This is a genomic window from Pedobacter arcticus A12, from assembly GCF_000302595.1.
Lineage (GTDB): Bacteria > Bacteroidota > Bacteroidia > Sphingobacteriales > Sphingobacteriaceae > Pseudopedobacter > Pseudopedobacter arcticus.
Map to the genome: position 1 here is coordinate 540008 of NZ_JH947125.1, position 14535 is coordinate 554542.

The 14535-nt window shown below is 35.2% G+C and carries 15 protein-coding genes; 13 read left to right on the forward strand and 2 right to left on the reverse strand.

Annotated elements, in window-relative coordinates; genetic code table 11:
* The first annotated feature begins 4 nt into the window (after positions 1–4).
* From B176_RS0103555 to B176_RS0103585, 7 genes are all read left to right on the forward strand, one after another.
* Complete coding sequence (locus tag B176_RS0103555) at positions 5–406, forward strand: response regulator (protein ID WP_017257399.1); 402 nt, start codon at positions 5–7, stop codon at positions 404–406.
* Position 407: 1 nt separating this feature from the next.
* On the forward strand, positions 408–1868 hold the full coding sequence (locus B176_RS0103560) for a hybrid sensor histidine kinase/response regulator (protein WP_040539801.1): 1461 nt from the start codon (positions 408–410) through the stop codon (positions 1866–1868).
* Positions 1869–1945: 77 nt separating this feature from the next.
* Entirely contained in the window at positions 1946–2902 is a 957-nt protein-coding gene (locus tag B176_RS18955; protein ID WP_154647876.1) for an OmpA family protein, read from the forward strand.
* Positions 2903–2984: 82 nt separating this feature from the next.
* On the forward strand, positions 2985–3995 hold the full coding sequence (locus B176_RS0103570) for an AI-2E family transporter (RefSeq protein WP_017257402.1): 1011 nt from the start codon (positions 2985–2987) through the stop codon (positions 3993–3995).
* 89 nt (positions 3996–4084) lie between these two features.
* Positions 4085–4351: a YtxH domain-containing protein gene (locus tag B176_RS0103575; RefSeq protein ID WP_017257403.1), complete on the forward strand. Its 267-nt coding sequence runs from the start codon at positions 4085–4087 to the stop codon at positions 4349–4351.
* 13 nt (positions 4352–4364) lie between these two features.
* The gene (locus B176_RS0103580) at positions 4365–4718 is read left to right on the forward strand and encodes a phage holin family protein (RefSeq protein ID WP_017257404.1); all 354 of its coding nucleotides are present in this window, start codon (positions 4365–4367) and stop codon (positions 4716–4718) included.
* The gene (locus B176_RS0103585) at positions 4718–5170 is read left to right on the forward strand and encodes a hypothetical protein (protein ID WP_017257405.1); all 453 of its coding nucleotides are present in this window, start codon (positions 4718–4720) and stop codon (positions 5168–5170) included. The genes B176_RS0103580 and B176_RS0103585 overlap by 1 nt, the downstream gene beginning before the upstream one ends.
* 61 nt (positions 5171–5231) lie before the next feature.
* On the opposite strand, the gene B176_RS0103590 is transcribed toward B176_RS0103585, so the two are convergent.
* Positions 5232–6188, reverse strand: coding sequence for an acetyl-CoA carboxylase carboxyltransferase subunit alpha (locus B176_RS0103590; RefSeq protein WP_017257406.1), 957 nt, complete (start codon positions 6186–6188; stop codon positions 5232–5234).
* A 245-nt stretch (positions 6189–6433) separates the two neighbouring features.
* On the opposite strand from B176_RS0103590, the gene B176_RS0103600 reads away from it, so the two are divergent.
* The 6 genes from B176_RS0103600 (at position 6434) to B176_RS0103625 (ending at position 12814) form a co-directional block, all read left to right on the forward strand.
* Positions 6434–6826, forward strand: coding sequence for a response regulator (locus tag B176_RS0103600; RefSeq protein ID WP_017257408.1), 393 nt, complete (start codon positions 6434–6436; stop codon positions 6824–6826).
* A gap of 151 nt (positions 6827–6977) precedes the next feature.
* Positions 6978–9374 (forward strand): phenylalanine--tRNA ligase subunit beta, encoded by a 2397-nt coding sequence (pheT, locus tag B176_RS0103605; protein ID WP_017257409.1) that lies wholly within the window; start codon positions 6978–6980, stop codon positions 9372–9374.
* 345 nt (positions 9375–9719) lie between these two features.
* Complete coding sequence (locus B176_RS0103610) at positions 9720–10007, forward strand: hypothetical protein (RefSeq protein WP_017257410.1); 288 nt, start codon at positions 9720–9722, stop codon at positions 10005–10007.
* Positions 10008–10032: 25 nt separating this feature from the next.
* Positions 10033–10326, forward strand: coding sequence for a cell division protein ZapA (locus tag B176_RS0103615; protein WP_017257411.1), 294 nt, complete (start codon positions 10033–10035; stop codon positions 10324–10326).
* Positions 10327–10548: 222 nt separating this feature from the next.
* Positions 10549–12111, forward strand: coding sequence for a ribonuclease Y (gene rny / locus B176_RS0103620; protein ID WP_017257412.1), 1563 nt, complete (start codon positions 10549–10551; stop codon positions 12109–12111).
* Positions 12112–12313: 202 nt separating this feature from the next.
* Complete coding sequence (locus B176_RS0103625) at positions 12314–12814, forward strand: Mpo1 family 2-hydroxy fatty acid dioxygenase (protein ID WP_017257413.1); 501 nt, start codon at positions 12314–12316, stop codon at positions 12812–12814.
* A 254-nt stretch (positions 12815–13068) separates the two neighbouring features.
* On the opposite strand, the gene B176_RS0103630 is transcribed toward B176_RS0103625, so the two are convergent.
* Positions 13069–14502, reverse strand: a complete 1434-nt coding sequence (locus tag B176_RS0103630; RefSeq protein WP_017257414.1) for a Glu/Leu/Phe/Val family dehydrogenase — start codon at positions 14500–14502, stop codon at positions 13069–13071.
* Positions 14503–14535: the final 33 nt, after the last annotated feature.

The following is a 14535-nucleotide window of genomic DNA, read 5'->3' on the forward strand; positions in this document are numbered from 1 at the left end:
AATTATGGAGAAATTTTTTTGGATAGCAGATGACGATCCTGATGATAGGATGATTATTAAAGATGCATTTGAAGAAAATAATTTTGCAGATTCATTGTCTTTTTTTGAAGATGGAGAAAAGGTGATTAATCGTTTTGAGAAAGAATCACAAGAAGTAGGTTTTAGATACCCGTCTCTGTTGATCTTAGACTTAAATATGCCCAAGGTAAATGGACTAGAACTTCTAATCCATTTAAAAAGCGATAGAAAAACTAAAAAAATACCGATTGTTATTTTGTCTACGTCAAAAAGTAGTCAAGACAAAGAAAAGATGATGAAGTTAGGTGCAGATGATTTTATCACCAAACCTTTTAGTTTTGATAGTATGATAGAAATTACTCGTAATTTAATAGAAAAATATGGCTGAGATGAAACCAGTTAAAGTTTTGTTGGTAGACGATGATGAAGATGATTATATCTTAACAAAAGATATTTTTAACGAAATCCCGCAACGCGAGAATTATAAGTTAAGCTGGATCAATAATTATGAAGAGGCTATTAATGCGATGCTTAAAAGCCATTATGACATATATTTGGTTGATTACCGTTTAGGGAAACACACAGGTATAGATTTGTTGCATGAGGCTATTAAGTCAAATGTAGACGAGCCTATTATTATTTTAACTGGTAAAGGAGATTCAAAAGTAGATGAAGAAGCCTTAGAAATTGGCGCTGCGGATTACTTGGTTAAAGATCAGATAAATCCCTATGCTATCGAAAGATCGCTTAGGTATGCTTTAAAACACAAGTATAATTTAAAGGCATTAAGGGAAAGTGAAACCAAATTTAGGATTATTTTTGAGCGCTCAAAAGAACCATTTCTTATTATGGATTCTTTAGGCGGTATAAGAGATATGAACCCCGCGGGACTAAAGTTTTTGGGTTATTCTAAAGAAGAGGTTTTAAGCTTAAACGGCACTCAGTTATTTCATAACGCAAAAGAAAGTATTGAATTTGCAGATATAATTGATAAGAATGGTGCGATCAATGATTTTCAAACAGATTTTATAAGCAAGGATCATGAGGTTAGGAAAGTGTCGGTTTCCGCCTTTTTACAGATAGACCAGCATGCAACCGAAGAACTTTATTATTGTATTGTTCATGATATATCCGGACGTGTGGAATCAGAAAAGGCATCTGTTAACGCAGAAAAAATTGCAGTTACTGAAAGGATTGCAAAAAGCTTAGCAAATGAGATTACCAATCCGCTATCAAATATTAACCTTTCGCTTGATCAGTTAAATATTGAGTTAGATGCCAACAATAATGAGTCTGTAAAGCTATATTTAGATATTTTAAAGAATAATTTCGACCGCATAAATTTATTGATAACAGATTTCGTAAACTCTACTCAGGTTGCAGACCTTAATATTCAGCCGAGAGCTTTAGAAGTTATTTTGGATGAAAGTGTATCGGCTCTATCGGCAGAATTAAGCCAAAACAATGTGAATTTGCAGAAAACTTACAGCGAGACAGATATTTTTGTTAATGCCGATTACGAGTGTATGGTAGATGTGTTTTCTCATCTTTTTACAAACGCAATTGAAGCCAATGCATCTAATATTGATATAAATGTGTTTAAAGCTGGTGAATTTGCTGTGATAGAAGTTAAAGATAACGGTAACGGTATTGCGGAAGAGCACAAGACACATCTGTTCGAACCATTTTTCACTACCAAATCCAAAGGGTTTGGCTTGGGTTTGCCAAACGCTCAAAAATCTATTTTAAGCCATAACGGAAAGTTAGAGTTTTATAGTAAAGAAGGAGAAGGGGCGGTTTTTAAAGTCTATCTCCCGTCAAGTAATCAGGCAGTTTTATGGGAAGTCTAATTATTTAGTTCAATTTTCTTTTAAAGAATTTACTTTATCGTTTAATAACAATATATTTGGGTTTTAATTTAAAAAACATGAATAAAAGATTAACATTTTTAGTTGTTGCACTATTAGTGTCTGCTACAACGTTTGCACAAAACACCACTCCAGCTACAGGTAAAACCTTTGGAGGCAGAAACCAGTACAAAACTTTTTCTATCGGCGTAAATGCTGGTGTTTTAAGTCCGGTTGTTTTAATAGGCGGTTCTAACGATTATAAAAATTGGGGTGCTGATTTTGGTTACGGGGTTTATTTAAGAAAACAATTAGGTCATGTTTTTGGCTTACAAGGTAACTTATTGTTGGGAGACCTTTCAGGTGATAATACTGATGCACCAGGTGGCGTAATTGGTAATTACAAATCATTTAAAACTAAAATTGCTTACGGAGTTGATTTAAGAGGTGTGTTTAACCTTGCCTCAATTAATTTTTTAAACAGAACAAACGCAATTAACTTTACAGGTACTTTAGGTTACGGCTTATTGGCTTATGCACCAAGCTATGTTAATGCAAGCAACGCTACTGTTGATTGGAAAGGAATGGCAACTGATGGAAAAGATTATATCAAGGAAGCTTTTATTCCAATTGGAGTAGGTGCAAAATTTAAAGTTTCTGAGTGCGTAAGTTTCAACTTAGATTATACAATGAATTTTGTTGATGCCGATAATTTAGACGCTAGATATGCGAATTCAAATGATAAATTTGCATACGGTTCAGTAGGTATTGAGTTTGCTTTAGGTTCTAAATCAAAACCTAATCTAATTTGGGCAAACCCAGTTGCTACTGCTTATGACGAGTTAAAAGACAACTCTTTGAAATCAGAAGTATTGGACTTAAAGTCTAGAACTAAAAAAGTTGAAGATACTGTTACTGATTTGAAGAAAGATAGTGATGGTGATGGTGTTGCGGATCATTTAGACAAATGTCCTAATACTCCATCAACAGTAAAAGTTGACGGTGCTGGTTGTCCGTTAAACGTGATAACAAAATAAAAAAAACATTTTAAACCATAGAGCTCCGAAATTTTCGGAGCTTTTTTTGTTTATACTGCTTTATACTCACCAAACTAATAATATGTCCATTTTTACTGATAAGCAAAGAAATAATATTGTATTAGGAGTTATCGTATTTATGGCTTGCGTTATCATTTATAGCCTGCGAGAATTATTTAATGCTTTTTTAGGGTCTATTATTCTATACACCATGTTTAAGCCTATGTTTTTTTATTTGAAAGAAAAAACAGGAGAAATATTTTCAGCAATTATCGTTATTCTCAGTTCATTTATAATTATTGTACTGCCATTTTTTACATTAAGCTATATGGTGGTAAACAGACTGGCTAAATTGCAAACTGATGATTTTCAGTTAAAAGCATTGATCTCTAAAATTGACGACTTCGTAGGTACTAAATTTAACCAACCAAATCTTATAGAAAAGTACATCAACAAGTTCAGCGCCTTTGTTCAAGACCTTTTCCCTACACTTCTTACAGGTGCCTTAGGTGTTTTTCTAACTGTTTCGGTGATGTACTTTATACTATTTTTTATGCTAATGCAGTCTAAAGAGTTTGAAAGTAGCATGATAAAATATGCACCGCTAAAAAAAGAAAATGCGCTTAAATTTGGAGTAGAATTGCGCAATACCACTTACTCAAATATTTTGGGACAAGGTGTAATTGCGTTAGTGCAAGGCTTGCTGGTAATTTTATGTTTTTTTGTTGCAGGAGTTAACGATGCTGTGTTTTGGGGCATAATCGGTTTTTTCCTTTCATTTATGCCAGTTATCGGTGCACCAATGATTACCGGACCTGCAGCTATCATCCTGTTTCTGAATGGTCAAACTTGGCAAGGGATGTTTGTAACCTTATTTACGCTTATTGTTATTATTAATATTGATAATGTAATTAGGTTTATGATCAATAAAAAGCTAGCAGATACACATCCCATTATAACTGTAGTTGGAGTAATTATTGGACTCCCACTCTTTGGATTTGTGGGCTTAGTTTTTGGACCGCTATTGTTGTTGTGGTTTATTCATTTGATTCAAATTTACGAAACAAACAAAGCCGTTGTAGAGCAGGAATAACAGATTTTTTTTAAAAATCCCAAAATTCAGGTAATTGGCAAGGTATTTTCTTATTATAGTGTATAGTTTAAATCTAAAAAATAAAAATCATGAAAGATAACTCAAAAACCCTTATTGCTTTATTGGCAGGTGTTGCGGCAGGTGCTGCACTAGGTTTACTTTTTGCACCAGAAAAAGGTTCAGAAACACGCGATAAATTATCAGAGTCATTGAAAAATTTAGGAGACAGTATTAAAGACAAAGCAGCAGAAGAAATCGACAGCCTTACAGAGTTTAAAGAAAAAGTTGTTAGTAAAATAAAAAGTAAGATTCAAACAGCAGAAGATGAATACGTTGATGATGTTCACAATATTTAATTGAGTAATACCTATGGAAAAAGCTGATGAGTTTAACAACGATGGTTTGTTTGAAAGAGCTAAAGATTATCTAGATACCAATATAGAGCTTAAAAAGCTGACCATTGTTCAAGCTGTGGCGAAAACCGGTGGAAGCGCAGCAAGTAAGATTATATTAACGATTGTAGCTGTTTTCTTTCTGTTTTTTTTGAGTATTGGTGCAGGATTTTACTTTGGCGAGTTACTTTCAAGTATTTATAAAGGCTTCTTTGTAGTAACAGCTTTTTATTTGCTTGTTGGTATAATCGTAGTGCTGATGAGTAAAAACTACATCCAAAATCCTATAACTGATTGGTTGATTAGTAAAATTTTAAAAAAGGGCGAATAATGGGGACAGAAATAACAAATCTAGCTCAGCTTAAAGCAAGAATAGCATTTTTAGAAATAAAAAAGATAGATGACGAAATTTATTTCGAACAAAAGTTTGAGTCAATTAAAAACAAAGTACACCATCCATTTAAATTTGTTAAAGATATGGTGTCTGCAATTGTGTTCGGTGGTAACACCACTGGTTTAGCTAATGCAGATTGGGCTACAAGTTTAGGTCGGATATTTTTTCCGTTGTTCTTAAACAAAACCTTGCTGAAAAATAGTGGAGTTATCATGAAGACTTTGGTTTCCTTAGTCTCTCAAAAAGCAATCAACTACTCAGTATTTAATAAAGATGTACTTTCTGGCTGGATTGACAGTGTAACAGATTTCGTAAAATCAAAGACCAAAAAAGAAAAAAGATACGGTATTGATGATTATGGAATCCCTCCAGAAAGCGAAACCGCATAGAACAAAAAAAGCCGATTTTAATTTAAAATCGGCTTTTTTTTATGGTTAAGATTCATTGCTCTTAATCTTCTACAACAACACCCATTGAACAAAATTTGTCAATTCTTTCGGCAATTAGAGTATCAACATTCTTTGCTTTTAAAATTTTTAAGTCGCTAATTAACTTCTCTTTTATTGTTTGGCACATCTGCGCTGGGTCTTGGTGCGCACCACCCATCGGTTCCTTGATAATTCCATCAATTAAGCGATTAGCAAGCATGTTATCTGAGGTTAGTTTTAAACACTCCGCAGCTTTCTCCTTAAAATCCCAACTTCTCCATAAAATAGAAGAACAAGATTCTGGCGAAATTACCGAATACCAAGTATGTTCTAACATATAAACTCGATCACCAATGCCAATACCTAAAGCACCACCACTTGCACCTTCACCAACGATAATACATATAATTGGCACCTTTAAAACAGACATTTCTAAAAGATTACGAGCAATTGCTTCACCTTGTCCTCTTTCTTCTGCTTCCAACCCCGGGTAAGCTCCTGGTGTATCAATAAAAGTTACAACAGGCTTGTTGAATTTTTCGGCAAGTTTCATTAAGCGTAATGCTTTTCTATACCCCTCTGGGTTTGCCATTCCAAAGTTTCTGTACTGTCTTAATTTAGTGTTTGTGCCTTTTTGGTGGCCAATAAACATTACCGTTTCGCCATTTAAAGAACCAAATCCTCCAACAATAGCTTTATCATCTTTTACCGTTCTATCACCATGCATTTCAATAAAATCGTCGCAAATGGTTTCAATATATTGTAAGGTATATGGCCTTTCCGGATGCCTAGATATCTGTACTTGTTGCCAGCCGGTTAGGTTAGAGAAAATTTCGGTTTTTGTTTTTTCTATTTTTTCATCAAGCTCTTTCAAAGTTGCCGACATATCAACCTTAGTTTTTTCTGCAACCTGTTTCACCTTTTCAACCTGACCTTGAAGATCAGCAATCGGCTTTTCAAAATCGAAAGAAGTTTTCATAATTTTTATTTTTTGAGTGGTCTAAGTTATCGTTTAGTTATCAAAAATGGAAATATGAGGTTTGCATTTAGCGATATGGCTAATACGTACGCAAGTGGGAAAAATCAAAATCTCTTTAGAAAAGATGAAAATGTAGCGCCAAAATATCGAGTTGTTAAACAATTAAATTAGGGTTTTATTTCTTCTTTATTATGGTTAACTTTAAAATTAAACAGCATTGCACTATTTGTTAATATGTAACAAGAATGGTTAAAACAACTTTCATTATTGATGACGATGACATATATGTTTACGCCATAAAAAGGTTGATTAACATCAGAAAATTATCAGAACAAGTAGTCGTTTTTAAAAATGGAAAACAAGCAATTGATTATTTTGTCGAAACTCCTTTAGAAGAGGTTATTATGCCGGATATTATCTTGCTTGATATTAGGATGCCAGTAATGGACGGATGGGGTTTTTTAGAGCAGTTCTCTAAACTTGATTTTGTAGGTAAGCATAAAGTAGGTGTTTATGTGGTAAGCTCTTCAATTGATCCCAGAGATTTACGTAAAGCAGATGAGTTCCCCTTGGTTGAGAAATATCTCTTTAAACCCATTAACTCCGAGGATTTGAAGTTTATTTTTTCTCCTAGTTAGCATAAAAAGAGTTGATGAATAATTTCCTAAATAAAGCATCCCGCTAAATCTATCCACTAGGCTTGAATTAAAGTCTAATTTCTTACTTTTGCAGCTTAAATACTTTTATGAAGCCTAACTGGCTCCGTAACCAAAAAACAAATATATTCTAATGAAGATTTCATATAACTGGCTAAAGCAATTTATAGATACAGATAAAAACCCCGAAGAAATTTCGACTATTTTAACGGCAATAGGTTTGGAAGTGGAGTCTTTAGAAAAAGTTCAGGCTATTCCGGGCGGTTTAGAAGGCTTAGTAATTGGTTATGTGAAAGAATGCGAGCAACATCCAAATGCTGATAGGTTACGGGTAACTAAGGTTGATGTTGGTGTAGGAGAAGATATACAAGTTGTTTGCGGTGCGCCAAACGTAGCAAAAGGACAAAAGGTTGTAGTGGCAACTGTTGGCTGTACCGTTTATCCAAATATTGGCGAACCTTTTAAAATAAATAAATCTAAGATTAGAGGCGAATCATCTGAAGGGATGATTTGTGCCGAAGATGAAATTGGTTTAGGCGAAGGACATGCAGGTATTATGGTTTTGCCAGAAGAAGCAGTTGTTGGTACTTTAGCAAAAAACTACTTTAATTTAAATGATGATTACGTTTTCGAAATTGGCTTAACACCAAATAGAGCAGATGCTGCATCACATTTGGGTGTAGCTAGAGATATTGCAGCTTTTTTAGAATTACCAATTAAGCCGAATAATTTAGGTGACTTTAAAATAAAAGATAACAGTTTTGCAATTGAGGTAGAAGTTTTAGATACTGATGCGGCTCCAAGATATTCGGGCTTAACAATCTCAGGTCTTACGGTTAAAGAATCTCCAAGTTGGTTAAAAGAAAAATTGGCAGTTATTGGGTTGCGTTCTATCAATAATGTTGTTGATGCAACTAATTATATTTTACATGATTTAGGGCAACCTTTACATGCTTTTGATGCTGATAAGATTGTTGGCGGAAAAATAATTGTTAAAAAATGCGAGGCAGAAACTAAGTTTAAGACTTTGGACGAAGTTGAGCGTACGCTTAGCGCTGATAATTTGATGATTTGTGATACCGAAAAACCTTTGTGCATAGCAGGTGTTTTTGGCGGATTAAATTCTGGAGTTACAGAAAGCACTACAAATATATTTTTAGAAAGCGCATATTTCAATGCTGTTTCTGTACGGAAAACAGCTAAAAGGTTTGCATTAAAAACAGATTCATCTTTTAGGTTTGAGCGTGGAACCGATCCAGAGATTACGGTGGTCGCATTAAAAAAAGCAGCCTTGTTAATTCAAGAGATTGCCGGTGGAGAAATTACGTCGGATATTTTTGATAATTATCCAAAACCGGTTGCGCCTTTTGATGTGGAACTTAGCTTTGAAAAAGTTGATCAACTGATTGGTAAAGCGCTTGGAAACCAAAAAATCACCGGGATTATTAAAGCTTTAGGGATTGAAGTAGGAAATGAAACCACAACAGGTCTACAGTTGAAAGTGCCAACTTACAAAGTAGATGTAACACGTTCGGTAGATGTTATTGAGGAAGTATTGCGCATTTACGGTTACGATAATATCGAGATTCCGCAGAAAGTAAATGCTTCTTTAAACGTTTCGCCAAAGCCAGATAAAGAAGTGATTCAAAATACCATTGCCGATATGCTCTCTGCAAATGGTTTCTTTGAGATTTTAGCGAACTCTTTAACCAAATCATCCTACTCAGAAAATTTAGACGAAGCTGTTAAAATCTTGAACCCGTTAAGTTCTGATTTGGATGTAATGCGCCAAACGATGCTTTACTCTGGTTTGGAAGCTGTTGCCTATAACCAAAACCGTAGAACTGCAGATGTTAAGTTTTATGAGTTTGGTAAAACTTACCATACCGCTAACGGTAAATATCAGGAAGATAATCACCTTTCCATATTTTTAAGTGGTAAAGTAGAAACAGAACAATGGAATCAAAAAGCTAATGCAATCAGTTTTTTTCATTTGAAAGCCACGGTTGATGCGATTTTGAAAAGACTGGGTGTTGTAAACCTACAATCAGACGAGGCAGATGGGAAAGATTTTGAATACGGGATACAATATAGAAGAGGTGCTAAAGTCTTAGTTTCTTTTGGCGCAGTTGCTAAAAAGGATTTAAAACTGGCAGATATAAGCAAACCTGTTTTTTATGCCGATATCAATTGGGATATGCTGATGATGTTGGTTAAAAGTAATAAAATCAGTTATAAAGAGGTTTCTAAATTCCCAGCTGTACGTAGAGATTTATCTTTGTTGATTAATGAGGATGTACGCTTTGAAGATTTAAAACGTATTGCAGTTAAAACTGAGAAAGCATTGCTAAAAGAAGTCAATGTCTTTGATGTTTACCAAGGTGATAAACTGCCTGAGGGTAAAAAGTCTTACGCCTTAAGTTTTACTTTACAGGACGAGCAAAAAACCTTAGACGACAAACAGATTGATGCGATTATGCAAAAATTAATTGCTAACTTCGGTAAAGAGGCTGGTGCTGAGATTAGATAATGCTATTTAGGGCGAAATCTTAATGATTTGGTAGTTTTGGAGTAAGTGTTTTTTGTAGGAAAATCAGCTATAAAACAGAGAATTATGACAATAATAATTGATAAATCGAATTCGAAAAATACTTTAAAAATTCTTAAAGATTAATGTAACTCTTGCATATCCACTCGATAAGGCGTTAACGATTGGAACGGCATCCTTTTTTTGATTAACCATTTTGCAAATTTCAAAAAAAGATACAGTGGACAGCGTGTATAAACGCACAAAGCATTATTAGAAAAAATCATACAACAACAACAACCAACAGAACAAACAACAACCCAAAATCAATAAAAAGAATAATTAAAGATGTCTGTAATTGCTAAGAAATTAGATCAGGTGTTGGACCGCACCCAAAAGTTGGTTGAACTATCAAAAGCTTTACAGGAGCAAAATGACCTTGTTAATTTAGAAAACCAATCGTTAAAAGTTGCGCTGGAAAGTAGTGAGACTAAGCGAAAAGAAATGGAAGAAAAGTTACGTGTGGTTAAATTAGCTAGAAGTTTAGAGGGAACAAGTGAAAAAACACTTGATATCAAACAAAAAATTAACGAATTTGTGCGGGAAATAGATAAGTGTATTGTATTGCTGAAGTAAGTAATACTGTGAACCTAATGATCAGATGGGAGAAATCTCGATAAAAATAAATATTGCCGACCGTGTTTACCCTTTAAAGATAAACATGGAGGAGGAAGAAGTTGTGAGGAGGGCTGCCAAGTTAATCAATGACCGTATTAAAGAGTTGCAAGACAAATATGCGGTTAAAGATAAACAAGATTTGCTTTCTATGTGTGTGTTGCATTACGCTACGCTCTCTTTAAATGCAGAGAAAAAAGCGAGCCATGTGGATACCGATGTAGCGGAAAAGGTGAATGAATTGGACAGTATTTTGAACGATTTTTTTAACAAAGCATAATTATTTCATCAGAATAAACTATTTTTGAAAATATAACCGCTTTAGGTTTTAGGTTTCACTATTTATTAAACTTAACACTTCGATATTAAGAAGGGTTACAAAAGCATACCACATTTGGTTTTGCCATCTGTAGACAGCTTAAACCCTATACATGTTCGACAAGTTTACAATACTGGGATCTAAGATTTAAGGCGGTTTTTTATTTTATTTTAATTACAATTTATGGAAATACTGATTTACCTGATTATTGCGGTAGTAGCATTAGGATTGGGTATTGTTATAGGAAGATACTTACTACGACAGCTTTTGAGACAACAGGAAGTTGCAGCTCAAACCAAAGTGAAAAAGATTTTAAGAGAAGCGGAAAACAATGCCGATATTTTAAAAAAGAATAAGTTACTGGAAGCTAAAGAGAAGTTTTTGCAGATGAAAGCTGACCATGAGCAAGAGGTTAACCAGAAAAATAATACGATTTCTCAAAGAGAGAACACGCTGAAGCAAAAAGAGCAATCTTTAACTCAAAAGCTTGAAAACCAGACTAAGAAAGAGCAAGATTTAGAGAATCAGCGTAATTCTTACGAAAAGCAAACCGAAATTTTAAAAGCTAAGCAAGAAGAAGTTGAGGCTGTAAAGTTGCAACACCTTACTCAATTAGAATCTATTGCGGGTTTAACAGCAACGGAAGCTAAAACGCAGTTAGAAAGTAATTTGAAAGAGGAAGCCCGGACGAATGCGATGGCTTCTATTAAGGATATTGTGGACGATGCCCGTTTAACTGCAGCTAAAGAAGCGAAAAAGGTAGTTATTCAAACTATTCAGCGTACGGCTACAGAATCTGCAATTGAAAACACGGTTTCTATTTTTAACATTGAAAACGATGAGATTAAAGGTAGAATTATTGGCCGTGAAGGTAGAAACATTAGGGCTTTAGAAGCGGCAACTGGAATTGAGATTATCGTTGATGATACACCCGAAGCTATTATTTTATCGGGCTTTGATCCGGTTCGTAGGGAGATTGCCCGTTTAGCTTTGCACCGTTTGGTAACAGATGGTCGTATTCACCCTGCCCGTATTGAGGAAGTGGTTGCTAAAACGCAGAAACAGATTGAAGAAGAGATTGTTGAAATTGGTGAACGTACGGTTATCGATTTAGGAATCCATGGTTTACATCCCGAGCTGATAAGAATGGTTGGACGTATGCGTTACCGTTCTTCTTACGGACAGAATTTATTGCAACACTCTCGCGAGGTAGCGAATTTCTGTGCTACTATGGCTTCTGAATTAGGTTTGAACGCTAAAATGGCGAAAAGGGCTGGATTGCTACATGATATTGGTAAAGTACCAGATGACAACCCAGAATTACCTCACGCTATTTTGGGTATGCAATTGGCAGAAAAATATAAGGAACATCCTGAAATTTGTAATGCGATTGGTGCTCACCACGATGAAATTGAAATGACTTCCATGATTTCGCCAATTATTCAAGCTTGTGATGCTATTTCTGGCGCAAGACCGGGCGCAAGACGTGAAGTTGTAGAAAGTTACATCCGCAGGTTAAAAGAGCTAGAGAGCTTGGCATTATCTTATCCAGGTGTTGAAAAAACTTTTGCGATACAGGCAGGTAGAGAATTAAGGGTTGTTGTAGAAAGCGAGAAAATTTCTGATGCACAGTCTGAGATTTTAGCTGCTGATATTTCAAACCGTATCCAAACCGAAATGACCTATCCAGGACAGATTAAAGTTACTGTGATTAGAGAAACTAGGAGTGTGGCTTACGCTAAGTAAATATTAGATGGGAGATTTGAGATAAGAGACATTTTATCAGGCATTTAAAATCTTTTAAAAATATAAATGGATTAAAAGCGATGGAAAAACCATCGCTTTTTTATTTACTAGGGATTTCCAGTGTAGCTCTGTGAACTCTGCGTTCTCCGTGGTTGAAATAAATACTACCTTTGCACAAAATCTCTGAGGTTAAATAATACGCATGAAGAAAGAAGAAAAAAGACCAATCGATATATTATTCGATAAATACACGGAAAGCCATCAAAACCCAACCAATAAATTAATTCATTGGATTTGTGTACCGGCAATTTTGTTTAGCATTATCGGTTTACTTACCGCAATCCCTTTTCCGCAGATTGGTTTTTTAGGGAAGTACAACATGTATATCAATTGGTTTTCTTTTGTGTTAGCTATAGCTATCTATTATTATTCAACATTATCGCCGATATTATCGTATTTGATGCTTTTCTTTTTTGGGATATGCTATTTTTTTATCGTTCAGCTAGAGTATATTGAACGTGATGGCGGTCCGGCTTTGTGGCAGGTAAGTTTATGGATATTTGTGCTTGCTTGGATAGGTCAATTCATTGGGCATAAGATTGAAGGCAAAAGACCATCATTCTTAGATGATCTCAAGTTTTTATTGATTGGTCCGATATGGTTATTGCATTGTGTGTTGAAGAAATTGAATGTGAGGTATTGATGGTTTTAATCACGGAAATCACAAAGATTTTTCAGAGATTTTTTGTGAATTTTTAACCACGGAGGACGTGGAGGTCACAGAGCTACGCGTAGTTTACAGTGATAGTATAAGGTTGCTTGTTTTAAAATAGAAATAGCCGCTTTAATGTTTGAATTAAAACGGCTATTTCTATTTGTTCTTAGAAAGCCTAAAATAGTTTAGGCTCTCGGCTTTTGGACTAAAGCTTTTAGTTTAACCTTCACCCTCACTAATTATTATGGCCAAATTCCCATATTCATATATGAGACTGCAATTTTGTCAACTGCCAGCACAAAAGCGGCGGTACGCAAGCTCTCCACATTCTTAGTCATTTTAAGTTCTCTAATTTCGTGGTAAGATCTTATCATGGTGTCTTCTAATCCAGAGTTTACCAACTCTAGTTCCGATGCACCTTTTGAAACCAATAAACGTTGCTCTGGCGATAAGGATGTTCCGGTGGTTGACTCAATAATCTTTACAATATTAGCGCTTGTTGTTTCATCGTATCTTCTATCCATACGGCCAAAGGCTACGTGAGATAGGTTTTTCAACCACTCGAAATAAGAAACGGTAACACCACCAGCATTTGCATACATATCAGGAATGATGATTCCGCCATTCTCTAAAAATGTTGCTGCAGCAGTTGGGGTAGTTGGACCGTTTGCACCCTCCCCAATTATTTTAGCTTGAATTCTTCTAACGTTGGCATCGGTAATTTGATTTTCTAAAGCTGCGGGTACTAAAATATCACAAGCCTGTTCTAAGCCCTCACCAGAATCTTTAAATTCTTTTGTTGCCTTGCTGTATCCTAAAATAGAACCTGTTTCTTTACGATGTTTAACTACGTCTTCTAAATCCAGTCCATTTTCGTTGTAAATGGCACCTTCGTATTCGCACAATCCCACTAATATTGCTCCAAATTCAATCAGGTATTTAGCAGCATTATATCCTACGTTTCCTAAACCTTGTACAATTATTTTTTTATTGGCAACTCCGGCTTGTAAACCCAAAGCTTTCATATCATCCGCAAAAGACACACACTCTCTAACTGCAAAAGCAACACCTCTACCGGTGGCTTCTTTGCGTCCTGCGATACCGTGTAATGCAATTGGTTTTCCGGTAACACAAGCTAAAGCATCTAAAGAACCGGGATTCATGGTTAAGTAAGTATCAGCAATCCATGACATTTCACGTTCTCCAGATCCATAATCAGGTGCTGGAACATCTATGCCGGGACCAATAAAATTCTTTTTGATTAATTCTACCGTATAACGGCGGGTAATATTCTCTAACTCTGCAACTGTATAGTCTTTCGGGTTTATTTTTATCCCACCTTTAGCACCACCAAATGGCACATTTACGATAGCACATTTATAAGTCATTAAGGCGGCCAGTGCCATCACTTCGTCTTCGTTAACCATATCACTGTAGCGAATTCCGCCTTTAGTCGGTGACATGTGGTGCGAATGTTCTACTCGCCAAGCATGGATAATTTCAAAGCTATTTCCTCTGCGTATCGGAAACTGAAATCTATAAACACTATTACATGCTTTAATTTGGTTAAGTAAGCCAACATCATGATTGCTGTATTTTGCGGCTTGATCTACGTATTGGCATACGTCTGCATAAAAATGTGGCTCCTCACTAAAAAGATTGTTTTCTTTAGTCATAAGATTATAATTTGGTTATAAATGAACTGCTAT

Bases quoted from the DNA above. Each gene is read 5' to 3' on its own strand.
- B176_RS0103580 (WP_017257404.1), top strand. From the start codon at position 4,365: ATGGAAAAAGCTGATGAGTTTAACAACGATGGTTTGTTTGAAAGAGCT.
- B176_RS18955 (WP_154647876.1), top strand. From the start codon at position 1,946: ATGAATAAAAGATTAACATTTTTAGTTGTTGCACTATTAGTGTCTGCT.
- B176_RS0103575 (WP_017257403.1), top strand. From the start codon at position 4,085: ATGAAAGATAACTCAAAAACCCTTATTGCTTTATTGGCAGGTGTTGCG.
- rny (WP_017257412.1), top strand. From the start codon at position 10,549: ATGGAAATACTGATTTACCTGATTATTGCGGTAGTAGCATTAGGATTG.
- B176_RS0103630 (WP_017257414.1), bottom strand. From the start codon at position 14,502: ATGACTAAAGAAAACAATCTTTTTAGTGAGGAGCCACATTTTTATGCA.
- B176_RS0103610 (WP_017257410.1), top strand. From the start codon at position 9,720: ATGTCTGTAATTGCTAAGAAATTAGATCAGGTGTTGGACCGCACCCAA.
- B176_RS0103600 (WP_017257408.1), top strand. From the start codon at position 6,434: ATGGTTAAAACAACTTTCATTATTGATGACGATGACATATATGTTTAC.
- B176_RS0103570 (WP_017257402.1), top strand. From the start codon at position 2,985: ATGTCCATTTTTACTGATAAGCAAAGAAATAATATTGTATTAGGAGTT.
- pheT (WP_017257409.1), top strand. From the start codon at position 6,978: ATGAAGATTTCATATAACTGGCTAAAGCAATTTATAGATACAGATAAA.
- B176_RS0103590 (WP_017257406.1), bottom strand. From the start codon at position 6,188: ATGAAAACTTCTTTCGATTTTGAAAAGCCGATTGCTGATCTTCAAGGT.
- B176_RS0103615 (WP_017257411.1), top strand. From the start codon at position 10,033: ATGGGAGAAATCTCGATAAAAATAAATATTGCCGACCGTGTTTACCCT.
- B176_RS0103555 (WP_017257399.1), top strand. From the start codon at position 5: ATGGAGAAATTTTTTTGGATAGCAGATGACGATCCTGATGATAGGATG.
- B176_RS0103560 (WP_040539801.1), top strand. From the start codon at position 408: ATGAAACCAGTTAAAGTTTTGTTGGTAGACGATGATGAAGATGATTAT.
- B176_RS0103585 (WP_017257405.1), top strand. From the start codon at position 4,718: ATGGGGACAGAAATAACAAATCTAGCTCAGCTTAAAGCAAGAATAGCA.
- B176_RS0103625 (WP_017257413.1), top strand. From the start codon at position 12,314: ATGAAGAAAGAAGAAAAAAGACCAATCGATATATTATTCGATAAATAC.